Genomic DNA, 21,875 nt, shown 5'->3' with positions numbered 1-21,875 from the left:
TGCCGATAATTTGCAGCTGACTGACTTATGGATCCCCGCCTTCGCGAGGATGACATTGGCCTATGAGTGATTACCTCCCACCCATAATCCCCCGAACCGCCGCTGGAATATCCGCAGGCAGTACCACAGTCTTGGCATTTTCCGATAGCGACATATCCTGAATAGCATCTACGTATTTATCACCCAACAGATACATCACCGGCAGTTCTTTGTCCTGTACCGCAGAGGCAACTCGCTCCACCGCTTCCTTGGTGGCTTCTGCCAGTACCACTTTGGCTTTGGCGTCGCGGCGGGAGGCTTCCAGGCGGCCATCTGCTTCCAGAATAGCGGCTTCTTTTTCACCGTCTGCACGGGTCACGGTGGCGCGGCGCTCACGCTCGGCGGCGGCCTGTTCTTCCATCGCTTTCTGCATGGTTGGTGACGGGTTGATGTCCTGAATTTCAACGGTTTTCAGGGTGATACCCCAGTCGGCAATATCGTCGGAGATAGCGCCTTTGAGCTTGGCTTTAATCTGGTCGCGGGATGACAGTGCATCGTCCAAATCCATTTCGCCGATAATGGAACGCAACGAGGTTTGTACCAACGTCTGGATGGCAATTTCGTAGTTCTCAATGCCGTACACCGCTTTTTCAGGCGTGACGATATTGATATAGGCCACTGCGTTGGCAATGATAACGGCGTTGTCGCGGGTAATGACTTCCTGCGAGGGGATATCCAGAACAATGTCTTTGGTGGTGACTTTGTAGGCCACCGCATCAAAAAATGGAACAATAAAATTCAAACCTGGCGGCAGTGTCTTATGGTATTTGCCCAACCGCTGTACAACGTATTTCATGCCCTGTGGAACGGTTTTTATACCACTGGTTAAAACAATAAATAAAAAGACAACGCCAATACCAAGGGTAATGATTGAATCCATGTTTTCTATCTCCAATTCAGGTTATTTTTTGGATACGACTAAGGTGTTCCCGGAAATGCGACTGATCGATACCCGATCGCCGACTTCAACGTCTTGCTCGCAAATAAATTCCCACTCATCGTTGCCCAGCACCGGCGTGGCAAAGCGCACCTGACCACGGTTGCCCTCTACCGGAGCGCGAATCACATGGCCGGTTTCACCAATAACCGCTTCGCCACTGATACCAGCGGTGGTGCGATCCGCCATTCTGGGCTTGAAGTATTTGAACCAAAATACCGTAAAAGCGCAGGAAGCCAACAACCAAATCAGCAGTTCTGTAGCAAACGCCATCTCCGGAACCAGCGCTTTAATAAAGCCGACAACAATAGCGCCAAGGCCAAACCAGAGAATGGTAAAACTGGGCAAAAAGATTTCTGCGGCCACCAATACGATGCCAAAAATCAGCCAGTGCCAGTAGGCAAGATCAAACTCCATTGTGACTCCCTTTTTTATCAATCAGATGTCATTTAATAATGCCCTTTATACCACGAGCTTTTTTGGTATTTTTACCAGCTTGCTTAACAATAAAAATAATCAGCGGCAGCGTCAGGGCGGCGCCAAGAATGATTAGCAGCACCGGCAGACTACCCGGTGTTTTGGTCAATTTCATGTACAGGCCCGCACCGATAAGCACCACCCCCAGCAGGTCCAACAGTAACAATTTGCCGGGAAGGGCCAACTTCACTTGTTTACGACTCATACAAATTCCCTCGCCATCATCAGTGCGTCTTCACTGCCTGCAGCGGTACGGTAGTAATCTCTACGTTCACCAATCTGATTAAAGCCGCTATCCAGATATAGGTGAATCGCGGTGAAATTACTGGCGCGCACTTCCAAAAACACCATGCGGGCGTTTTGCGCTGCTTGAGCCAGACAGTGATCCAGCAACTTGCGCCCAAAGCCCTGCCCTTGTTGTTCTGGAGCTACCGCAATATTCAGAATCTCCGCCTCGCCAACCACCAGAGAGTACAGATAATAACCGCTGATATCACCATCCAGCTCCAGCACCCAGCAATGGTGACTGCTTTCAAGGCTTTGCTGGAATTGCGTTAAGCGCCAGGGATGGGGAGATACACCAGTTTCGATGGCGGCCACGGCAACCAGGTCGTCGGCAACCATGGGCCTGATGGAAACCGCTGAGTTCACGATGGCAGGGTACCCGCCAATGGGCGGATTAACCCCCAGGTAGTGCGCTTTTGACTGGGCTCCGCGAGCATGTCACCCAGCCCCGGAGTCACCACCAGTTGGCAATCACCATCGCCATAGGAATAGGTACCCTGACTCCACTGGCTTTCAGGCAACAACCACTGGCTGGCGCTCTGTCCCATCACCAGCACCAAACGGCTCTCGCTTTGCTGCACTCGCCCTTTTAGCAGGGAAGTAAACAGTGCTTTGGCGTCTTTTTCGCCAGCAGGGGCATTGGGCACGACCGGCCACTGCACCACTTCCGGTTCAGACAGCGGGGACTCCAGGCGGCCAATGGCGCGGAGAATATTGCTCAGTAATTGATGCTGGTTTTGCGGCGGATTTTCACCGTACTCCAGCGCCGCAAACACTAGGGTATCGTTCACCAGCCAGTGGCAAATGGCAAAGCGCAGGGCATCATCAGAGGGTTGTTGTTCCGCTTGCAGGTTTTCAGCGGCCGAAGCTTCAGGGGTACGAACAACTGGCGGCTCGGTGTCCAACTCAGCCGCCAGCGACGGCCTTTTAGGGGTTGAGGCAGCATTGCTGGATACTGGCGGAGAAGCGGGCAGTTCAACAACCGCTGGCTGCGGCTCTTCGCTGACTGTATCCGGGATACAAAATTCCCGGGGAACGTATTGCACGATCCCCAGGTTTTTTAAGTAGTAGTCCCGTCGCAACATCGCTGCTCTGATACTCGTCAGTGGTGGCGTTATACGGCACCAATGTGTGGGTTAACACGCTCCTCACGGCCCAACGCATTGAGAGCGCTGATATAGGCTTTGGCGCTGGCCACCAGGATATCCAGATCAGCACCGGAGCCGTTTACCTTGCGGTCACCCTTGTTGAGAGACACCTTCACCTCTGCCTGAGATTCGGTACCGGCGGTTACCGCATTCACGTTGTACAGTTCCAGCTCACAGCCGCTGTTGGCCAAACCCTCGATGGCTTTGAATACCGCATCCACCGGGCCATTGCCCTCCCCTTCCAGGTCGTGCTCGATACCGTCTTCCTTGATAACAAGGCGGGCAACGGGGGTTTCTCCCATACGGGAATCCACATCCATACTCACCAGCTTGAACACATGCCCATCGGTGGTGACCGGGGGCTGATCGTTGTGCATTTCCGACACCAGCTTGCGCAGGTCGTCATCGTAGATTTCCCGCTTTTTGTCCGCCAGCAATTTGAAGCGGGCGAAGGCATCGTTCAGTTCTTCTTTGCTGTCAAAACCAATACCCAGCTCATCCAAGCGAGAAGAAAACGCTGCGCGACCAGAGAGTTTACCCAACACCAGCTTGTTGGTGTTCCAGCCAACATCTTCCGCTTTCATAATCTCGTAGGTTTCCCGGTGCTTGAGTATGCCATCCTGGTGTATGCCGGATTCGTGAGAGAACGCATTGGCACCCACAATGGCCTTGTTCGGCTGTACCGGGAAACCGGTAATAGACGACACCAGTTTTGAAGCTGGCACAATATTTTCAGTGCGAATACGAGTTTCAACCGGGTACAGATCGTGGCGAGTGCGAATGGCCATGACCAGCTCTTCCAGAGAGGCGTTACCGGCGCGCTCACCCAAGCCATTGATGGTGCACTCTACCTGGCGAGCACCGCGGTGTACCGCTGCCAAGGAGTTGGCTACCGCCAGGCCCAAATCGTTGTGACAGTGCACAGAGAATATCGCCTTGTCGGAGTTGGGGATATTTTCGATCAGGCGGCCCATGGTTTCGCCGTATTCTTCCGGGGTACCGTAACCTACGGTATCGGGCACATTGATGGTACCGGCGCCGGCGTCAATAACCGCTTCGATAATGCGGCACATAAAGTCGAACTCGGAACGGCTGGCGTCTTCCAGGGAGAATTCCACATCACCAATCAGGTTGCGGGCCATTTTCACTGCATTAACCGCTTGTTCAACCACCTGGTCTGGTTCCATTTGCAGTTTGTATTTCATGTGGATAGGCGAGGTGGCGATAAAGGTATGAATACGCCCGGAGTTAGCCACTTTTACCGCTTCGCCGGCACGCTCGATATCCGCGCGCACGGCTCGAGACAGGCTGCACACGGTACTGTCTTTCACCAGTTCGGCAATAGAGCGCACAGCGTCAAAGTCGCCTGGGCTGGCAATGGCAAAGCCCGCTTCAATCACATCCACACCCAGTTGTTCGAGAGCACGGGCAACCTGTAGTTTTTCTTCTTTTGTCATAGACGCGCCAGGGCTCTGCTCGCCATCGCGCAGTGTCGTATCGAAGATAACCAAACGATCCTTACTCATTGCTGCCTCTCTCAATTGTTACTTGTTACAGGTTGCTACTTGTTGCGTGATGTTCCGGAAGGAACAGGTGGTGCGGGTAAAGACGTGTTACTCGTTTACCCTAGAAGGAATAGCGGAAACAGCACAAGACCGGCAAGGTTAGGTACCTGGCCGGCGCGATTGGTATGGTGAACAACGGATGTATTCACAGTGGTTTCGCTAGCTGTTGACTATGGGCTCGATTTCATCAGCTTTTCAGCAGCAGTGCAAGCACTATCCTCCACACTATCCACCGCCCTGCTTGCGCAGGCGCTGAACAATGTGAGTAATCGGCCCAGAAGCAGCGTAGGCAATCCCCATCAGCAGCAGTATTTTGGGCGGATCGATAGACACCACCACAAACACGAACACGGCCACCAGGATCATCACAAATGGTACTCGCCCGCGCAAATCCAGCCCTTTAAAGCTTTGGTAACGCACATTGAGCACCATCAGCACACCCGCCAACGCGGTGATAATACCCGCCACCAGGGCCAGCCCCACACCAATCTCGGTATCGTGACCCGCCCACACCATGGCGGCCACCAATGCGGCCGCAGGGGGACTCGCCAAGCCCATAAAATAACGGCTGTCTACAGTGCCCACCTGGGTGTTGAAGCGGGCCAGCCGCAGCGCCGCGCAGGACACATAAATAAACGCAATGGCCCAGCCGACTTTACCGAGCTGGTTCAAACCCCAGCTAAACGACACCACCGCCGGCGCCACACCAAAAGACACCATGTCGGAGAGGCTGTCGTATTCCACGCCGAAGGCACTCTGGGTGTTGGTCAATCGTGCTACTCGCCCGTCCAGACCATCGAATACCATGGCCACAAAGATGGCGATAGCGGCCACTTCAAAGTGGCCATTCATACCCGCCAAAATCGCGTAAAAGCCGCTAAACAGTGCACCAGTTGTGAGTAAGTTGGGCAGCAGGAAAATACCTTTGCGGCGCACAGAGCGGCCGTTGACGGTTTCCTCTTCTTCGTGCTCCTGAATCGGCAGCGCCTGCTCAATATCCTGAGCCACATCAGCTGCGGCACTGTCTGACTCTGTAATTTGGTCATTATCAGCCGCGGCTGGTTGCTCGCTGGTGCGACTGTCACTTTGGTGATTCATAGGCAATCCCGTTTGCTTTATGGGGTTATGATAGGGCAAAACACCGCAAAAACAACCAATTGCCCAGTTTGGTATATACTTACCAAGAATCCGTTTTATGACCTGTGCCCACTTTTTAGCGCCTATGGGTGGCTTACAATGGGGTGGTTGGCAAAGGAGCAAAACAATGAAAAGACTTTCCCTACTATGGGTTTTCACCGCCTTGTTGGTACTACCGTTTAGCGGCCAAGCCAAGGAGGTGATTTACAAATGGGTCGATAAAGACGGGGTTGCCCATTATTCCTCTCACCCACCTGCTGGCCAAAAAGCCGAAAAAGTAAAGGTATACGGCAAAAAGGGCAGCTCGGTGGATGTTTCCAAAAACAACAAATTGGTGACTCAACAAACCCAGGCTACTCCTCAGCCTCAGCCAACCGAGACAGTAGCACCACCGGCCACGGTTGAGCCGCCGCCCAGTCGCAAAAATCCGGAGCACTGCGAAAAAGCCAAGAAGAACCTCTGGAACCTGGAAAATTACCCACGCCTACGCATCGAAGACCCAGACACCGGTGAACGCCGCATGATGTCAGATGACGAGAAGCAGCAGTACATGGACGAGGCAAACGCTCAGGTTAAAGAATTTTGCGACGACTAGTGCATCGGCGCTTTTAACCAAAACAGTTTCGCAAAAAAAGGCCCGCAAATTTTGCGGGCCTTTTTTGCGGTTGGGTTAGCAGCCGTTAAAGCTGGCTTTCCAGCTCCGGCAAGGCGGTAAACAAATCGGCCACCAAACCGTAGTCCGCCACCTGAAAGATGGGGGCTTCCTCATCTTTGTTGATGGCGACAATCACTTTGCTGTCTTTCATTCCGGCCAAGTGCTGGATCGCACCGGATATACCGACGGCAATATACAGCTCCGGGGCAACAATTTTCCCGGTTTGCCCCACCTGCATATCGTTGGGCACAAAACCCGCATCCACCGCTGCCCGAGAGGCACCTACTGCTGCTCCCAGCTTATCGGCGATGCGATAGAGCATGTCAAAATTGTCACCATTCTGCATGCCTCGGCCACCGGAAATCACCACTTTGGCTGCGGTTAAATCCGGACGGTCGGATTCCGCCACTTCTTCACCCACAAAGCTGGACAAACCACTGTCGTGGGCACTGCCCACTGCCTCTACTGCGGCGCTGCCACCACTGGCGGCCGCTGCATCGAAAGCGGTTCCGCGCACAGTCAGCAGTTTAATGGCATCGCTACTTTGCACCGTGGCGATAATGTTGCCAGCGTAAATAGGTCGCTGAAAAGTATCAGCGCTGTCCACAGCGCTGATATCGGAAATCGCCTGTACGTCCAGCAAGGCTGCTGCCCGAGGCACCAGGTTTTTTCCGGTGGTGGTAGCAGGGGCCAGCACATGGCTGTAGCCGCCAGCTTGAACAACCTCCACCACCAGTGGGGCGACATTTTCGGCCAGCTGATGCTGGTAAGCGCCGTTGTCGGCCACTTTAACGGTGTTCACTCCGGCAATTTGCGCGGCCTGTTGGGCAACGGCATCGCAGCCACTGCCAGCAACCAGCAAATCGATATCTCCACCAATGGCCTGGGCCGCGGTTACCGTGTTGAGGGTGGCGGGGTTTAAGGTTTGGTTATCGTGTTCGGCAATTATCAATACACTCATCGGTTCACCTCCCATCAAAGTACTTTGGCTTCGTTTTTCAGTTTATCCAACAGTTCTGACACATCGGCCACTTTGACACCCGCCTCACGCTTGGCTGGCGGAGCCACTTTGAGCAGCTGGGTTCGCGGCGTTACGTCTACGCCCAACTCTTCCGGGCTGGTGGTATCCAGAGGTTTGCTTTTGGCTTTCATAATGTTGGGTAACGCTGCGTAACGGGGCTCATTGAGACGCAGATCAGTGGTGACAATCGCCGGCAAATTCAGCTTCACGGTTTGCAAGCCGCCATCCACTTCGCGGGTAACCGCTACCGTACCATCTGCTACCACGACTTCACTTGCAAAAGTGCCTTGGCCGTAGCCACTGAGGGCTGCCAGCATCTGGCCGGTCTGGTTATTGTCACCATCGATGGCTTGTTTGCCCATCAGCACCATATCCGGTTGCTCTTGGTCGCAAATGGCTTTTAAGCATTTGGCTACCGCCAGGGGCTCAAGATCCTGGTCAGTCTTGACCAAAATACTGCGATCAGCGCCCAGCGCCAAAGACGTGCGCAATTGTTCCTGGGCCTGTTGGGGGCCAATGGACACTGCCACAATTTCTGTCGCTGTACCTTTTTCTTTTAGACGTACTGCTTCTTCCACTGCAATTTCACAAAACGGGTTTATGGCCATTTTCACGTTGGCCAAATCCACCGCTGAGCCATCAGGCTTGGCGCGTGCCTTGACGTTGTAGTCAATCACCCGCTTTACCGCTACCAGTATCTTCATGGTTCCTCCATATGATTCTTTTAATGGCTGACGACAGGTCGGCAGAGCCTAACACGCCCTTTTTCGTGGAGCCATGGCGTTGCCTGTTTTTTAGTCAGTTGAACATGACTTCCGAGTTTTGACAGCGTACTGCGCCTAAAGTTATCGCGCTGGCAGACGATAACGAAGTGAAAAATACAAATGGTCGACTGCTGCTCAAACTGTGGCCATGGTTATGGCGCCTTTGCAGCAGGCTTTGCTAACATCGCCAACAAATAATGAAAAGCCTGTGAATTCAGCGGGTTAAATTTAAGGAGTATCCTGTGGATCTGGCAACCCTACTCGGGCTTTTGGGCGCCACTGCCACCATTATCGCCGCCATGTTGGCGGGTGAAGACGCCGACATCATGGCGTTTGTCGATGTGGCATCAATACTCATCGTTGTAGTCGGCACCATTTTGGTGGTGCTGATGAAATTCAATCTCAAGGAATACCTGATGGCCTTCAAAGTGGCCATGCGGGCATTTATTTTCAAGCTGGAAAAGCCGGAAGAGCTGATTCCACAAATTGTTGAACTGGCCAAAGTTGCTCGTAAAGAGGGGTTGATCGCCCTGGACGGTCAGGAGATCAGCAACAAATTCCTGGATGACGGCATCAAGATGCTGGTGGACGGCCACGACGCCGCTCTGGTCAAGACTGTGATGCTGAAGGAAATGCAGCAAACCATCGATCGCCACACCTGGGGCGCCAAAGTCTTTATTGCCACTGCTGATGTGGCCCCGGCCATGGGTATGATCGGCACCCTGATTGGTTTGGTAAAAATGCTTGGCAACATGGATGACCCAAAATCCATTGGCCCGGCAATGGCGGTTGCCCTGCTCACCACTCTCTATGGCGCCATGATCGCCAATATGTTCGCCAGCCCCATCGCCGACAAGCTCACTCTTCGCAAAACCGAAGAGGGACGAATTATGGCCATGTGCATCGACGGCGTGATGGGTATTCAGGAGGGACAAAACCCAAGGGTGATTGAATCCACCCTCAAAGCTTATCTGGATCCGGCCAAGCGCGAAATCGAAGCTGAGGAAAGCGCAGCGTAAGCTGCGACTTCCACCATGAGTCAGCGCCATGATTGAGTTTGAACAAGCCGACGACGACGCTCCCGCTGGCCTACCCGCGTGGTTAGCTACCTTCGCCGATTTGATGTCGCTGTTGATGTGCTTTTTTGTACTGTTGTTGTCCTTCTCTGAACTGGATGTGCAAAAGTACAAACAAGTGGCAGGTTCCATGAAAGACGCCTTTGGCGTACAAAACGAAATTAACGTTAAAGACATTCCCAAGGGCACCAGCATCATCGCTCAGGAATTTAGCCCCGCCCGCCCGGATGACCCCACGGTTGAAAACGTGGTTCGTCAAAAAACCTTTGATTCCAATCGCAACACGCTGGATGTTCGCAGCACAGAGGCTGGCGAATCGGAAAAAGGCAAAGGCAAAGGCGAAGTGGACGCCGGCGATAAAGGTGAAGGTCAAGGCGAGGGAGAAGGCGGCGAGCAGGAAAAAGCCAAAACCGAAAAAGAGCTCGAAGCGGAAGAAGCCAGAAAGGCACTGATCGAACAACTTAAGAAACTGATCGAACAAACCGAAGCCGACGCCAAGCGCATTGCCGAAGCATTGGATGAAGAGATCAAAGCCGGCAAAGTGGAAGTCAACAGTGCCGGGCGCAACATCACCATCCGCATTCTTGAGCAAGGTTCTTTCCCATCCGGCTCCGCAACCATTAACCCGGCATTCACTCCGGTATTGGACAAAGTGCGGTTCCTGCTGAAAGACGTCAGCGGCAAAATCGCTGTTGAAGGACACACGGATAATGTGCCCATTTCCACTCGCCAGTTCCGCTCCAACTGGGATCTGTCCACAGCCCGAGCGCTGGCCGTCAACCATGAATTGCAAAAAAACCGGGTTGTGGATCACCGACGTTTTCGCGTTACCGGCTATGGGGATACAAAACCTGTCGCCAAAAATGATAATCGCGACAATCGCGCCAAAAACCGTCGAGTGGAACTCATCATTCGCCAGGGCTTGGACAGCAATGTCAGCAAAAGCCTGAAAACGTTACAACAAGGTGCCAACAGCTTAATCCAAAGCCTGCAGGTAGACGACGGTATCAGCCAGGAGGATATCAGTGCGCTGGAAGACTTGTTGTAACCCTATAATTAAGAGAAAAAACCGTGAGCCAAACTGAACGCCGCCGCTATTTTCGCATCAATGACACCATTGGCCTGAGCTACAGCCTGCTGGATAACAGCGAGGAAAGCACTGACGCCCAAGACGTGGGCATTACCGCTGCTCACGTCTTGGCAAAGATTGATGGCGAGATGAACACGCTGGTAAACGCGCTGTGGCGAGAAAACCCCACCGCAGCAAAGATACTGGGCTTACTCAACCGCAAGATCGAAGTGTTAACCGATGAAGTGGTGGGCGATGAGCGGGAAGTCATCGAAGGCCAGCAGCGAGAAACCCAGGTTAATATCAGCGGCTGTGGTATCGCTTTCAACTGTGACGAGCGCATGCAAAGCGGCCAACTTCTGCGCCTGTTTATCACCCTGAAGCCGTCCAACGTTCACTTGACCATCAACGGGCAGGTGGTCGCCTGCGAGTCCAATGCGGACCAACAAGAATTTCCCTTCCATTTGCGCATTAGCTTTACCGAAGAGGAAACCGCTGCCCAGGAAGCGTTGATACAGCATATTGTGCAGCGGCAGTTTGCAACTCGGCGATAGCTAACTTTTAAAGATCTGATTGCTCATTCACCATAAAAAATACGGCAAAACCCGAGAAAACCTTTTAAAAATTCAAAGTTGGGCACCCAGCTTGTGTATTTATTAGCAAGCTTATAGTCTCCGTTGCTTAAAAAGAACATGGTATGGAGAAAGGTATGCCCCGCAAACAATTGGCTTCACTGGCCTGTATTCCCTTGGTTGCAGCACTCACTGCTTGCTCTGAAGGCAATCAACCGATGGCAACAAAAAATGCCGCTTTCAACTACCCAGACAGCAAACGCGACGAAACCGTGGTAGACAACTACCACGGTACCCAAGTAGCCGACCCCTATCGCTGGCTGGAAGACGATGTTCGCGAAAATCCAGAAGTGGCTCAGTGGGTAAAGCAACAGAATGCGGTCACCAACCAATACCTCCGATCCATGCCTGAGCGCAAGCGTATCGAAAAGCGCATGACCCAACTTTGGGATTACGCAAAAGTCGGCTTACCCACTAAAAAAGGCGACCGTTATTTTCTGCGCATGAACAGCGGCCTGCAAAACCAAAGCCCGGTGTATATGGCAGCCTCCCTGAGCGACGAACCACAAGTCATTATCGACCCGAATACCTGGTCCGATGACGGCACGGTGGCTCTGGCGGAGGTCAACTACAGTCCCAACGGCAAATACATTGCCTACGGCGTTCAGAAAAGCGGTTCCGACTGGCGTACTGGCAGGGTGCTGGAAGTCAGCACCGGTAACGTTCTCGACGATGAAATACTGGGCACCAAGTATGGCTTTCAGGCGGTGTGGCTGGAGGATGAATCCGGTTTCTATTACAGCCGCTTCCCCATCCCTGAAAATGGCCAGGATTTTCAAAGCTTGAACCATTTCAGCAAAGTGTATTTTCACAAATTGGGAACACCGCAAAGCCAAGATACTCTGGTGTTCGGCAATCCGGATGAGCCGGAATGGTACTTTGGTGCTGAACTGACCAACGACGACCGTTACCTGCTGATCAGCACCGGTAAAGGCACCGACCGCAATAACCGCTTGGATTACTTCGACCTGTCCAAACCAGGTTCTACGGCTGTTTCTTTGATCGACCACTTTGATGCCGCCTGGAGCCTGATTCACTCCGATGGTAGCCAGCTGTATTTTGCCACGACCGACAACGCCCCACTTCGTCGTGTGGTTATGATCGACCTGCAAAACCCAAGCAGAGAAAACTGGCAAGAAATTGTTCCCGAACAAGCTTTGAATTTGGATGGCATCAGTGCAGTGGGTGGTAAATTTATTGCCCAATATTTGAAAGACGCGCTCACCGAAGTTCGTCTGTACGCCATGGATGGAACCCCTGAAGGCAATATCGAAATGCCAGGCATTGGCACAGCCAGCGGCTTTGCTGGAAAGGCTAAAGACAGCGAAACATTTTACAGCTTTTCCAGCTACACACGCCCAAGCACTATCTATCAGTACAACGTGGAAACCGGTGACAGCACCCTGTGGAAGCAGCCTCAGTTGGCGTTTAACCCAGACGACTATGAATCCACTCAAGTATTTTATCCATCGAAAGATGGCACCCAAATTCCCATGATTATCAGCCACAAGAAAGGCGTTCAGCTGGACGGTAACAACCCAACCCTGATTTATGGTTATGGCGGTTTTAATATTTCCCTGAAGCCACGCTTTTCTGTGGCCAATCTCACCTGGATGGAAATGGGCGGCATCTACGCAGTGTGTAATTTACGCGGCGGCGGCGAATACGGCGAAAAGTGGCACAAAGCAGGCACCAAATTAAGCAAACAGAATGTGTTTGACGACTTTCATGCCGGTGCCGTTTACCTGATTAAACACAAATACACCAGCCCCAAACACTTGGCCAGTTACGGGCGCTCAAACGGTGGTTTGCTCATTGGCGCCGCCATTAATCAGCGCCCGGAACTGTACGCCGCTGCCCTGCCCACCGTGGGCGTCATGGATATGCTGCGCTTCAATCAATTCACCGCTGGACGCTACTGGGTGGATGATTACGGTTCGTCCGCCAACCCGGAAGAATTTGAAGCGCTGTACGCTTATTCTCCCTATCACAACACCGCCGATATCGATTACCCAGCGGTGATGGTAAACACCGCTGATACCGATGATCGCGTGGTGCCCGGGCACAGTTTTAAATACATTGCCGCCATGCAGCATGCCTACAAAGGCAACAAGCCCATGCTAATTCGCATTGAAAGCAAAGCTGGCCACGGCTCAGGCAAACCCACCCATAAAATTATCGAAGAATACAGCGATATGTGGGCATTTATTGCCAGGCACACCGAGCTTGAATTACCAGAAAAATACGATCAATAAAAGATAAAAAAACCGGCGAATCGCCGGTTTTTTTATCTATATCAAGTATTAGTTACTCAAACAAATATTTGAATTTTATACCGTAGGTTGCAGGTTTCTGGCGGTACACTGAGCGGCCAGCAAAACTACTGAACGAGTATGTTTCAGCATCATCATCGGTGATGTTTTTGCCAAACAATGTCGCCTGCCACTTGCCATCTGCTTGCGCCAATGAAACCTGAGCGCCGAGTGACTTTACGGGGCCATACTCTGCATTCGCATCAGCCAACTGCGCTACTTGAGTGTCCACCCTGCTGTAATTAGCCTGCAGATTTAAGATCAACGTTTCGCTGAGAGGAATTTCGTAGGCTATTAAGCCGTTATAGCTCCACTCCGGCGCTTGTGACAAGGTAGAGCCTGCGTTCAGTGGACCTGCCAGAGCATCAACAAAACCGGCGCCATCGATAGTTGCCTGGTCGTTCACAGTTGGGTCTGGGTTAATGCCGCGCATATCCGCCGCGGTGGGAGCACGGGTCACTTCGCTGTCCAGGTAGCCCACGCCGGCGACAATACTAAGCTGGTCTGTGGCCGCCCAGGTTACATCCAGTTCAAAGCCCTGGCTCTCCGATTCCGGCACATTCACCAGGGTTGTATCTACTACCGGAAACCCCAAGGCATTACTGAAGTCATCTACTACCAAACTAATCAGCGACTGACGGTCTTCATAGTCCAGGAAGAAAGCAGCACCGTTAAATTGCATGGCACCATCCAGCAAGGATGCCTTGAAGCCCACTTCAAAGGCAGTCACGTCTTCTGGCTCCACATAGGCCCAGGCCACATCGTCGAGCACTGCAGCACCATAATAAGTACCGCTTTTGTAGCTGGTGGATATACTGCCGTATACAAGCACATCTTCATTGGCATTCCAGTCTAACCCTACTTTTCCGGTAAAGGCGCTGTCGGTCTGGCTGTCATTGAGAGAGGTAATCACGTCATTGAAGCTGTTGTCCGCATCGCTGTTTGTGGCAACGCCGTTAAACGAGCGATCGTCGTAGGAGTAACGTGCGCCTACGGTCAACTTCAACACATCGTTCAGTTGGGTTTCCGTGTGCAGATAAAGGCCGTAAGAATCGGTTTCCTGTACATAATCTGCAGTCAGCAAGTCCAGGCCCTGAGCTGTTACATCAGCAGGATCGAACACAAAACTGACGTTGGTGGAATCTGTTACCAGGTAGGAGTCATCAAAAGTATCGAGAACAGTTACTTCCTCATTGGAAATGTTTAAACCGGCGACCCAGGTAAAGTTGCCATCACCGTTACTGACGAAACGGAACTCCTGAGACCATTGCTCCATTTCATTATCCTGGAACAAATCGAGAATCGCCGCTGCAGAACCGCCGTAGTTATCAACAACCTGGCGGTCGTACTGATCCCATGCCGAAATAGAAACAAAATTAAAATTTTCCAGCTCGTAGTTCAGATGCAGAGACACCCCACTACCATCTTCATCACGGTCGACAATCAGGTCACCGGCAGTCACCAGCCTTGGGTCTTCAGGTGAGTTGAGCGCATCAAAAGATGGATCCCCAAAAAAATCACCCAAGCCCTGCACTTCTGGTGAAACGGGTTTGGAAGTATCCTGGCTGTGATATACCTTGAGCAGCGCACTGCCAGATTCGCCAATATCGAAATCCAGTAGGCCACGAATGGCAAAACGCTCATCGGTACCAAACTCCTGGCCTGTCGCCACATCTGTTTGCCAACCATCGCTGTCAACAAAGTTAGCACTCAGGCGGCCGCGCACGGTTTCTGACAAAGAGCCACTAACAACACCGGTCATTTCCAGGGTATTAAAACGGCCATAACTGACTTCAAAAGAACCTTCAAATTCATCCGTAGGCTTATTGCTGATAAAGTTAATAGCACCCCCTGTGGTGTTCTTTCCATACAGTGTGCCTTGTGGCCCTTTAAGCACCTCAACACGCTCAACATCGAATAATTGCCCACCGAGAAACGCCGGGTTGCTGGCAAACACTTCGTCGGTGTAAACACCTACACCACTGGTATTATTGGGGCTGAAGTCGTCCAGCCCGATGCCGCGAATAGCAAATACCGGGGTACCACCAGAAGTCACATTAACCGAGATCAACCCGGGAGTAACCGCACCCAGATCCACCGGATTGTCCACACCGAGAGAGCTCAGCTGATTGCCAGAAAATGCGTTGGCGGAAACACCAATACTGTTAACCGATTGGGCGCGTTTTTGCGCAGTAACCACAACTTCTTCAAGTACATCCGCTTGGCTTGTAGCCACCATGCAAGCTGCACCAGAAAGGAAAATAGCAGCGCACAACGGCTTACGAGTAAATTTCATGCTTATACCCTCCTCAGGAAACACAGGTTTTTAATGTAGGTGTTGTTATGTGCTGCTAACCATCTCACCCTTAAAAGCAGAGGGCGTATAACCTTATGAGGTAGGACACCGTAAACAGAAAATAAGGCTAAGGTGGGTTTCATAAAACAAGATTTTTGATTAAAAAAAGCGTACTAACCAGGGTAGAAATATGACCGTACAACATATAAAGACACTTAAATCTCGCGATTTAACGCTGTTTACCGTATCGGCTATTTTATTGTTGGATACCCTCGCTGCGGCCGCATCTGTAGGTGTTTCCAGTATTTTTTGGTGGTTGTTTCTCGCCGTAATTTTCTTTTTGCCATTCGGGCTTATCAGCTCTGAGATGGGCACCACTTACCCAGAACAAGGCGGTGTATATGCTTGGGTTCGCAATGCGTTTGGCAAACGCTGGGGGTCGCGTATCTCCTGGGCTTACTGGGTAAATACCGCGCTGTGGAACCCGTCTATATTTATTTTGTTTGCGGGGGTTTTTAAACAACTTTTTGCACCGAACCTGTCGTTAACCTGGCAGATTGTGATAGGCATTGCTCTGTCCTGGATTTCCGTCATCATCAATATCGTGACGTTAAAAGTAGGCAAGTGGGTACCCAATGTGGGCGCGATTTTTAAATTGATTATTTTTGCCACCTTGATCCTTGGCGGACTGAATTACGTACAAGACAATGGCATGGCCAATGAAATCACCATGGATACACTGATGCCCACCTGGAGCGGCAGCCTTGAGTATATCCCGGCGATTATTTACGGAATGCTGGGGTTTGAATTGATGTGCGCCAGTTCTGATGAAATTAAAAACCCAGCCAAAGACATACCCAAAGCAACATTGATCTCCGGCTGCATTATTTTGCTGTTTTACACACTGGGAACACTGGCCATATTAGCCGCTGTTCCCGTAGCCGACGTCAATTTGGTAGAAGGGCTGGTTGATACCCTGACACTGTTTTTCGGAGGCAGTACGTTCGGCACTGCTTTTGTGACCATTCTAGGTATTGCCGCCCTATATACGTTTTTATCCAATGGTGTCACCTGGGCCATGGGCTGTAACCGAGCCATGTCTGAAGCGGCATTGGATGGCGAACTTCCTAAATTCTTGGGTAAAACTCATCCACAGAGCGGCACACCGGTGGGTGCAGCTATCGCCATGGGCATACTGAGTACTCTTGTACTGCTCTTTTATGGGATTATTGCTTCATCTAATGAAGATCTTTTCTGGTCTCTGTTTTCATTCAGTGCTGTGATTTTTTTGCTCACCTATATAGGCATGATGTTGGCCTTCCTGAAACTGCGCAAAGTGGATGCAGAACGCCACCGCCCCTTCCGCATACCTGGTGGAAGCTGGCTACCAAAACTATCTGCTTACAGCTGCCTGTCTGTGATTTTGCTGGCACTGGTGTTGTTTATCTGGATACCTGAGGAAGGTATGCAATGGCCGGTTTTTCTTGGAACCGTCGTTACCATGCTACTGGGTGAGGCTTTAGTCAGAAAAGCAGAAAAAGAAAAAATCAAATCAAAAACTTAAGTTTTTTACGAATTTTTTCACCGCCCCCCTTAAAGGGTATAACCCTCGCTAACAGTGCAATTCTAAGATTTGAGTTATCGTTTTTAAGAGGCAAACACCGTGAGTATTAACGTAGATTTTAGCCAGTTTGACAGCGCTTCCATCAACGCCGAAGACAAGGCACACCACACCCACCCCTGGCAACTTCTGGATGTGTTCCCTGAAGAAGGTGCATTGCCCATTGCCGCTGCCAAAGGTGCCTATATCTACGACACCGACGGTAAAAAATATTTGGATGCAGTAGGTGGTTTATGGTGCACCAACATCGGTTTGGGCCGTGAAGAGATGGCCGATGTCATTGCAGAGCAAGTTAGACAAATGGCTTACGCCAGTGCCTTCGTGGATCTGACCAATGTGCCGGCAACCAAACTGGCAAAAAAACTCGCTGACCTGGCTCCGGGAGATCTCAACCACACTATGTTTACCTGTGGGGGTTCCACCGCAGTGGACACCGCATACCGGTTAATTCAGTTTTATCAAAACTGTCGAGGTCTGCACGATAAAAAACACATTTTGTCGCGCATCAATTCTTACCATGGTTCCACCTACGCAGCTATGTCTATTGGCGGCAAACCCGGGGATCACCCGGAAGAATTTGATTTTATCAGCGACACCATTCACCACTTGGCTTCTCCCAATTATTACCGTGCCCCTGAGGGCATGAGCGAAGCGGAATTTCTCGATACGCTGATTCAAGAGATGGACGATAAAATCCACGAGCTTGGCGCCGATAAGGTTGCTGCATTTTTTGCCGAACCCGTGCTCGGAGCGGGTGGTGTTATCGTGCCACCAGAGGGTTACCACCGCCGCACTTGGGAGCTGTGCCAAAAACACGACATTCTGTATGTTTCCGACGAAGTGGTTACCGCCTTCGGCCGTTTGGGAGAATGGTTTAGCAGCAAAGACCTGTTCGACATCCAGCCCGATATTATTATCAGCGCCAAGGGCATTACCTCCGGCTACCAACCATTGGGTGCCTGTATTTACTCGAGCCGCATCCACAATGTGATTGCGAAAAAAGATACTGGCCGCTGTTTCGCCAACGGCTATACCTATTCGGCTCACCCAGTGGCCTGTGCTGCCGCGCTTAAAAATATCGAGATTATGGAGCGGGAAAACCTTCTCCAACACGTCAAAGAGTTAGGCCCTTACTTCCAGGAACAAATAGCCACACTCAAAGATTTACCCATTGTCGGCGATGTGCGCGGCTCGCATTTGATGGTGTGTGTGGAAATGGTCAGCGATCAAAGCACCAAAGAACTGTTCCCTGAAGAATTGGATATCGGCAAACTGGTTGCCAACCAGGCTGACGCCCTCGGCCTGATTGTACGGCCAATCGTCAACCTCAACGTGATGTCACCTCCGCTGGTTATTAGCCGCGAAGACGTGGACTTTATTGTCAGCACACTGCGGCAAGCCATCGAGGCCACGATGACACAGCTGGAAAAGCAAAAGATATGGAAGCGACCAGTAGCAGGCTAGCAAACGCCGAGTAGAACAGCCTTTCAGAAAGACCCGGGCTGTTCGAACAGAATCTCAGCAGAAAGGCGCTTTGTAGAAAGATATTAATACCGTCAAATAATTGCCAACTACGCCGTATTACCGATAATATGGCGCGATGCGTAATGATCTTGAAATATTTAGCGATGCTGTCGCCTCCCTACTGCCCACCTTGGGCTCGGATTCTTTTCCGGGCCAGTTGGTGGCGCTGCTAAAACGGCTTGTTTCTTTTAACAACGCCCTGGTGCTGATTTATCGCAAAAATAAAAAGCCTTTGTTGGTCTACAACGATTTGCCCACCACTGAGAGAGAAGTCAATGTGGTGCGCTTTATGGAAGGCGCCTATCTGTTGGACCCCTGCTTTCGCGCTATTGCAGATAACAAAGCCAACGGCTTTTACCGCTTGAAAGACATCGTACCCAACGGTTTTGGCAGCAGTGAATACTATCGCAGTTACTATCGCTACACCGGTTTAACCGATGAATTTGGCTACGTAATGCCCATCGGCAATGAAATTGGTATCAACATCGCGCTGGGGCGCACCCAGACCAGTCAGGGCATTAACCGCCGGGATGTTCAGGTGCTCAACGACATTACCCAAACCGTTGCCGAACTGTGCCGTCAACACTGGAATATGGGCCACACCAACGGCGACACTTCCTCACTGCCTCACCAGTTGGAAAGCGCGCTAGACAATTTTGGTCGTTCTTTACTCACCGACCGGGAAACCCAGGTGGTGCAACTGTTCCTGCACGGCCACTCCACTCGATCCATTGCCGATAAGCTGGGCATATCTCCGGAAACCGTGAAGCTGCACCGCAAGAACAGCTACGCCAAGCTAGATGTTTGTTCTCAGGCAGAACTGTTTTATTTGTTTATCGATTCCTTATCCAGCCTGGAAAACTACACCGGTGGCGACCCCTTGGTGGGCTACCTGACACACGCTAATTAATGGCAGACAAACGCCCTGTTTTTTTACGGCTTTCAGGGAACTTTCTGAAGTCTTGGGTTTCCTATCTAGCAGCCGACTGACCGGTCGGCTTGTTTCTATCAAGCAAGTCAGAAATCTCTGCTTGGTTTTGTCTTAATGGAATCCCTGGAGAATAAACCATGACTAAACCGGAAATTGCCAAACGCACCGGTATTGCACTGGCTGTTGCCGCAGCTGGCGCTCTTACTGCAGGTGCTACTTTTGCAGGCAGCAGTTCCGCCACCACCGACTTGGCCCATTGCTACAACACCAACGTGTGTAAGGGTCACAACGACTGTAAAACCGCTGAGAACGCCTGTGCCGGCCACGGCAGCTGTAAGGGCCACGGTTTTGTGGCTATGCCAACAAAAGCCTGTGAAGACGTTGGCGGCACTGTAAAAGACGCCTGGCGCGGAGAAATTGCCAAAGCAGACCTGGTACATTGCTACGGCGTCAACGTGTGTAAAGGCCACAACGATTGTAAAACCGCTGAAAACGCCTGTGCTGGCCATGCCAGCTGTAAAGGCCACGGTTTTGTTGCCACTACGGCCAAATCCTGTGCTGATATTGGCGGTAAAGTAGGCCCTTAATAGCCTGTTTAAACGCTGTATCAAAGCCTATACCACCGGGTTCGCCCGGTGGTATTGTTGTTTTCAGGATCAAGTTTTTAGACATCAGGTTTTTTATGCATTGGGAGAAACCTATGGACAAGCGCTTTCTCGGCTTTGGCCTGGGGCTCCGCACCAATCACTTCCAACACGTTCTCGATCATCAGCCGGATATCGATTGGTTCGAAGTGATTTCTGAAAATTTTATGATCAGTGGCGGCAAGCCCAAATACTATTTGCAGCAAATTCGCGAACGCTACCCCATGGTGATGCACGGGGTTTCCCTGTCACTGGGTTCTACAGACCCTCTGGATATGGATTACCTGAGGCGTCTGAAAACTCTGGCAGCCGAGGTCAAACCGCAATGGCTGTCGGATCATCTGTGCTGGACATCCCAAGGCGGCATCAACAGCCACGATCTGTTGCCCATGCCCTACACCGAAGAAGCGTTGAATCACATTGCCGGGCGCATTCGCCAGGTACAGGATTTTTTGGGTCAGCAAATACTGGTAGAAAACGTCTCTTCGTACCTGACTTATCAGGATTCCGCCATGGAAGAGTGGGAATTTTTAAACGAAGTGGCCGAGCGCGCCGACTGCTTGATACTGCTGGATATCAACAACATTTACGTCAGCGCCCGCAACCACCACTTTAACCCACAGCAGTATCTGGATGGCATCAGCCGCAACCGTGTACAACAATTTCACCTGGCCGGTCACTCCGACTATGGCGACTACGTGGTGGACACCCACGACCACGATGTACCCGACCCGGTATGGGAGCTGTACGCCAAAGCTCTGCAACGCTTTGGTGCCATCAGCACCATGATTGAACGGGACGACAACATTCCCAGTTTTGACGAACTGTACAGTGAGCTCCAGCAAGCCAAATCCATCGCCCAGCAACAACTGCCCGCTAGCGCCCTGCGTACGGCAACCACCACCGAGGCCACCCTGTGACCGAGCTGGCCGAACTGCAACAGCGCTTTATTGAGTTTTTAACCGCAGTAGACACCGGTTCGACAATGGACGACTTGGTGCAAGATGACCCTCAACTGGGTGCCGATGTGCGTTTGAATATCTACCGCAATGCCTATCGGCTGCGCTTGCGGGAAACCATCGACAACGACCACGAAATGCTGGGTTTTTATCTGGGTGACGACCTGTTCGAGCAAATGGTTGCCGGCTATATTCAAAATCACCCATCCCAGCACCGCTCTCTGCGGCAGTTTGCCAACCAACTGCCGCAGTACTTGGCCACAACAGAACCGTTTAAAAGCCACCCCATCATCGGTGAAATCGCCGCCTTTGAACGGCTACTGATGGATGTATTTGACGCCCCAGAAGCCAACCGAGCCTCCCTTGAGCAGTTGCAACAGTTGGCCCCTGAACAGTGGCCACAGATGCAGCTGCGCCTGCACCCCAGCGTGCAATTTTTCAACGCCCGGTGGAACAGTGTAGAAAGTTGGCAGCGATTGCGCGCAGAGCAGGCACCAGAGCCCGCCACTGAGCAGCCAGACAGCCTTTGGCTACTGTGGCGCAGCCCCGAACGACTGTCGGAATTTCGATCTTGCGATGCCCTGGAATGGAATAGCCTGCAATTAGCGGTACGAGGTGCCAATTTTGCAGACCTTTGTGCGCAGGCCGCCGAAGATCTTCCCGAAGAACAGGTAGGGCAAACTATGGCCGGGCAGCTGCAAGAGTGGCTGCGCTGTGGGGTCGTTAGCCAAATCATCGTGTAGCCTTCCAGCTACGGCAACCCGCAGGACTCCCCACACTTAG

The 21,875-nt window shown here is 51.6% G+C and carries 21 protein-coding genes; 11 read left to right on the top strand and 10 right to left on the bottom strand.

Features of this window, described 5'->3' with window-relative positions:
* Positions 1-70: 70 nt before the first annotated feature.
* From KFE80_12870 to pssA, 7 genes are all read right to left on the bottom strand, one after another.
* Positions 71-919, bottom strand: a complete 849-nt coding sequence (locus KFE80_12870; GenBank protein UTW45235.1) for an SPFH/Band 7/PHB domain protein — start codon at positions 917-919, stop codon at positions 71-73.
* Between the two features lie 21 nt (positions 920-940).
* Positions 941-1,393 carry an NfeD family protein gene (locus tag KFE80_12865; protein UTW45234.1) on the bottom strand — a complete coding sequence of 151 codons (453 nt, stop codon included), beginning with the start codon at positions 1,391-1,393 and terminating at the stop codon, positions 941-943.
* Positions 1,394-1,421: 28 nt separating this feature from the next.
* Positions 1,422-1,658 carry a hypothetical protein gene (locus KFE80_12860; GenBank protein ID UTW45233.1) on the bottom strand — a complete coding sequence of 79 codons (237 nt, stop codon included), beginning with the start codon at positions 1,656-1,658 and terminating at the stop codon, positions 1,422-1,424.
* On the bottom strand, positions 1,655-2,104 hold the full coding sequence (gene rimI / locus KFE80_12855; GenBank protein UTW45232.1) for a ribosomal protein S18-alanine N-acetyltransferase: 450 nt from the start codon (positions 2,102-2,104) through the stop codon (positions 1,655-1,657). Before rimI ends, KFE80_12860 begins: the two co-directional genes overlap by 4 nt.
* Positions 2,101-2,823, bottom strand: a complete 723-nt coding sequence (locus KFE80_12850; protein ID UTW45231.1) for a hypothetical protein — start codon at positions 2,821-2,823, stop codon at positions 2,101-2,103. Before KFE80_12850 ends, rimI begins: the two co-directional genes overlap by 4 nt.
* 29 nt (positions 2,824-2,852) lie before the next feature.
* Positions 2,853-4,412 (bottom strand): 2-isopropylmalate synthase, encoded by a 1,560-nt coding sequence (locus tag KFE80_12845; protein UTW45230.1) that lies wholly within the window; start codon positions 4,410-4,412, stop codon positions 2,853-2,855.
* 264 nt (positions 4,413-4,676) lie between these two features.
* The gene (gene pssA / locus KFE80_12840; GenBank protein ID UTW45229.1) at positions 4,677-5,549 is read right to left on the bottom strand and encodes a CDP-diacylglycerol--serine O-phosphatidyltransferase; all 873 of its coding nucleotides are present in this window, start codon (positions 5,547-5,549) and stop codon (positions 4,677-4,679) included.
* A gap of 166 nt (positions 5,550-5,715) precedes the next feature.
* Here pssA and KFE80_12835 point away from each other — a divergent pair, with 166 nt between their 5' ends.
* The gene (locus tag KFE80_12835; protein ID UTW45228.1) at positions 5,716-6,183 is read left to right on the top strand and encodes a DUF4124 domain-containing protein; all 468 of its coding nucleotides are present in this window, start codon (positions 5,716-5,718) and stop codon (positions 6,181-6,183) included.
* Between the two features lie 85 nt (positions 6,184-6,268).
* Here KFE80_12835 and KFE80_12830 read toward each other — a convergent pair whose 3' ends face one another.
* Together KFE80_12830 and KFE80_12825 are read right to left on the bottom strand one after the other, a co-directional pair.
* Positions 6,269-7,204, bottom strand: a complete 936-nt coding sequence (locus KFE80_12830; protein UTW45227.1) for an FAD-binding protein — start codon at positions 7,202-7,204, stop codon at positions 6,269-6,271.
* Between the two features lie 14 nt (positions 7,205-7,218).
* The gene (locus KFE80_12825; GenBank protein UTW45226.1) at positions 7,219-7,968 is read right to left on the bottom strand and encodes an electron transfer flavoprotein subunit beta/FixA family protein; all 750 of its coding nucleotides are present in this window, start codon (positions 7,966-7,968) and stop codon (positions 7,219-7,221) included.
* A 302-nt stretch (positions 7,969-8,270) separates the two neighbouring features.
* On the opposite strand from KFE80_12825, the gene pomA reads away from it, so the two are divergent.
* The 4 genes from pomA (at position 8,271) to KFE80_12805 (ending at position 13,060) form a co-directional block, all read left to right on the top strand.
* Positions 8,271-9,047 (top strand): flagellar motor protein PomA, encoded by a 777-nt coding sequence (gene pomA, locus KFE80_12820; protein UTW45225.1) that lies wholly within the window; start codon positions 8,271-8,273, stop codon positions 9,045-9,047.
* 28 nt (positions 9,048-9,075) lie between these two features.
* Complete coding sequence (locus KFE80_12815; GenBank protein UTW45224.1) at positions 9,076-10,152, top strand: flagellar motor protein MotB; 1,077 nt, start codon at positions 9,076-9,078, stop codon at positions 10,150-10,152.
* Positions 10,153-10,175: 23 nt separating this feature from the next.
* Complete coding sequence (locus KFE80_12810; protein UTW45223.1) at positions 10,176-10,727, top strand: PilZ domain-containing protein; 552 nt, start codon at positions 10,176-10,178, stop codon at positions 10,725-10,727.
* A gap of 236 nt (positions 10,728-10,963) precedes the next feature.
* Positions 10,964-13,060, top strand: a complete 2,097-nt coding sequence (locus KFE80_12805; protein UTW46733.1) for a S9 family peptidase — start codon at positions 10,964-10,966, stop codon at positions 13,058-13,060.
* Positions 13,061-13,112: 52 nt separating this feature from the next.
* On the opposite strand, the gene KFE80_12800 is transcribed toward KFE80_12805, so the two are convergent.
* Positions 13,113-15,413 (bottom strand): TonB-dependent receptor, encoded by a 2,301-nt coding sequence (locus KFE80_12800; protein UTW45222.1) that lies wholly within the window; start codon positions 15,411-15,413, stop codon positions 13,113-13,115.
* 190 nt (positions 15,414-15,603) lie between these two features.
* Here KFE80_12800 and KFE80_12795 point away from each other — a divergent pair, with 190 nt between their 5' ends.
* The 6 genes from KFE80_12795 to KFE80_12770 all read left to right on the top strand — a co-directional run bounded on the left by KFE80_12795 (position 15,604) and on the right by KFE80_12770 (position 21,835).
* On the top strand, positions 15,604-16,977 hold the full coding sequence (locus KFE80_12795; protein ID UTW45221.1) for an APC family permease: 1,374 nt from the start codon (positions 15,604-15,606) through the stop codon (positions 16,975-16,977).
* Positions 16,978-17,076: 99 nt separating this feature from the next.
* A complete protein-coding gene (locus KFE80_12790; protein UTW45220.1) occupies positions 17,077-18,498 on the top strand; it encodes an aminotransferase in 1,422 nt (473 codons plus the stop codon).
* Between the two features lie 136 nt (positions 18,499-18,634).
* On the top strand, positions 18,635-19,468 hold the full coding sequence (locus tag KFE80_12785; GenBank protein UTW45219.1) for a helix-turn-helix transcriptional regulator: 834 nt from the start codon (positions 18,635-18,637) through the stop codon (positions 19,466-19,468).
* A 158-nt stretch (positions 19,469-19,626) separates the two neighbouring features.
* A complete protein-coding gene (locus KFE80_12780; GenBank protein ID UTW45218.1) occupies positions 19,627-20,076 on the top strand; it encodes a hypothetical protein in 450 nt (149 codons plus the stop codon).
* Positions 20,077-20,189: 113 nt separating this feature from the next.
* The gene (locus tag KFE80_12775; GenBank protein UTW45217.1) at positions 20,190-21,053 is read left to right on the top strand and encodes a DUF692 domain-containing protein; all 864 of its coding nucleotides are present in this window, start codon (positions 20,190-20,192) and stop codon (positions 21,051-21,053) included.
* Complete coding sequence (locus KFE80_12770; protein ID UTW45216.1) at positions 21,050-21,835, top strand: putative DNA-binding domain-containing protein; 786 nt, start codon at positions 21,050-21,052, stop codon at positions 21,833-21,835. The genes KFE80_12775 and KFE80_12770 overlap by 4 nt, the downstream gene beginning before the upstream one ends.
* Positions 21,836-21,875 lie beyond the last annotated feature (40 nt).

The sequence above is a fragment of the bacterium SCSIO 12696 genome, from assembly GCA_024397955.1.
In the GTDB taxonomy this organism is placed as follows: domain Bacteria; phylum Pseudomonadota; class Gammaproteobacteria; order Pseudomonadales; family Porticoccaceae; genus SCSIO-12696.
The sequence above is the reverse complement of the archived record's forward strand: the minus strand, read 5'-3'. Positions and strand labels throughout refer to the sequence as shown.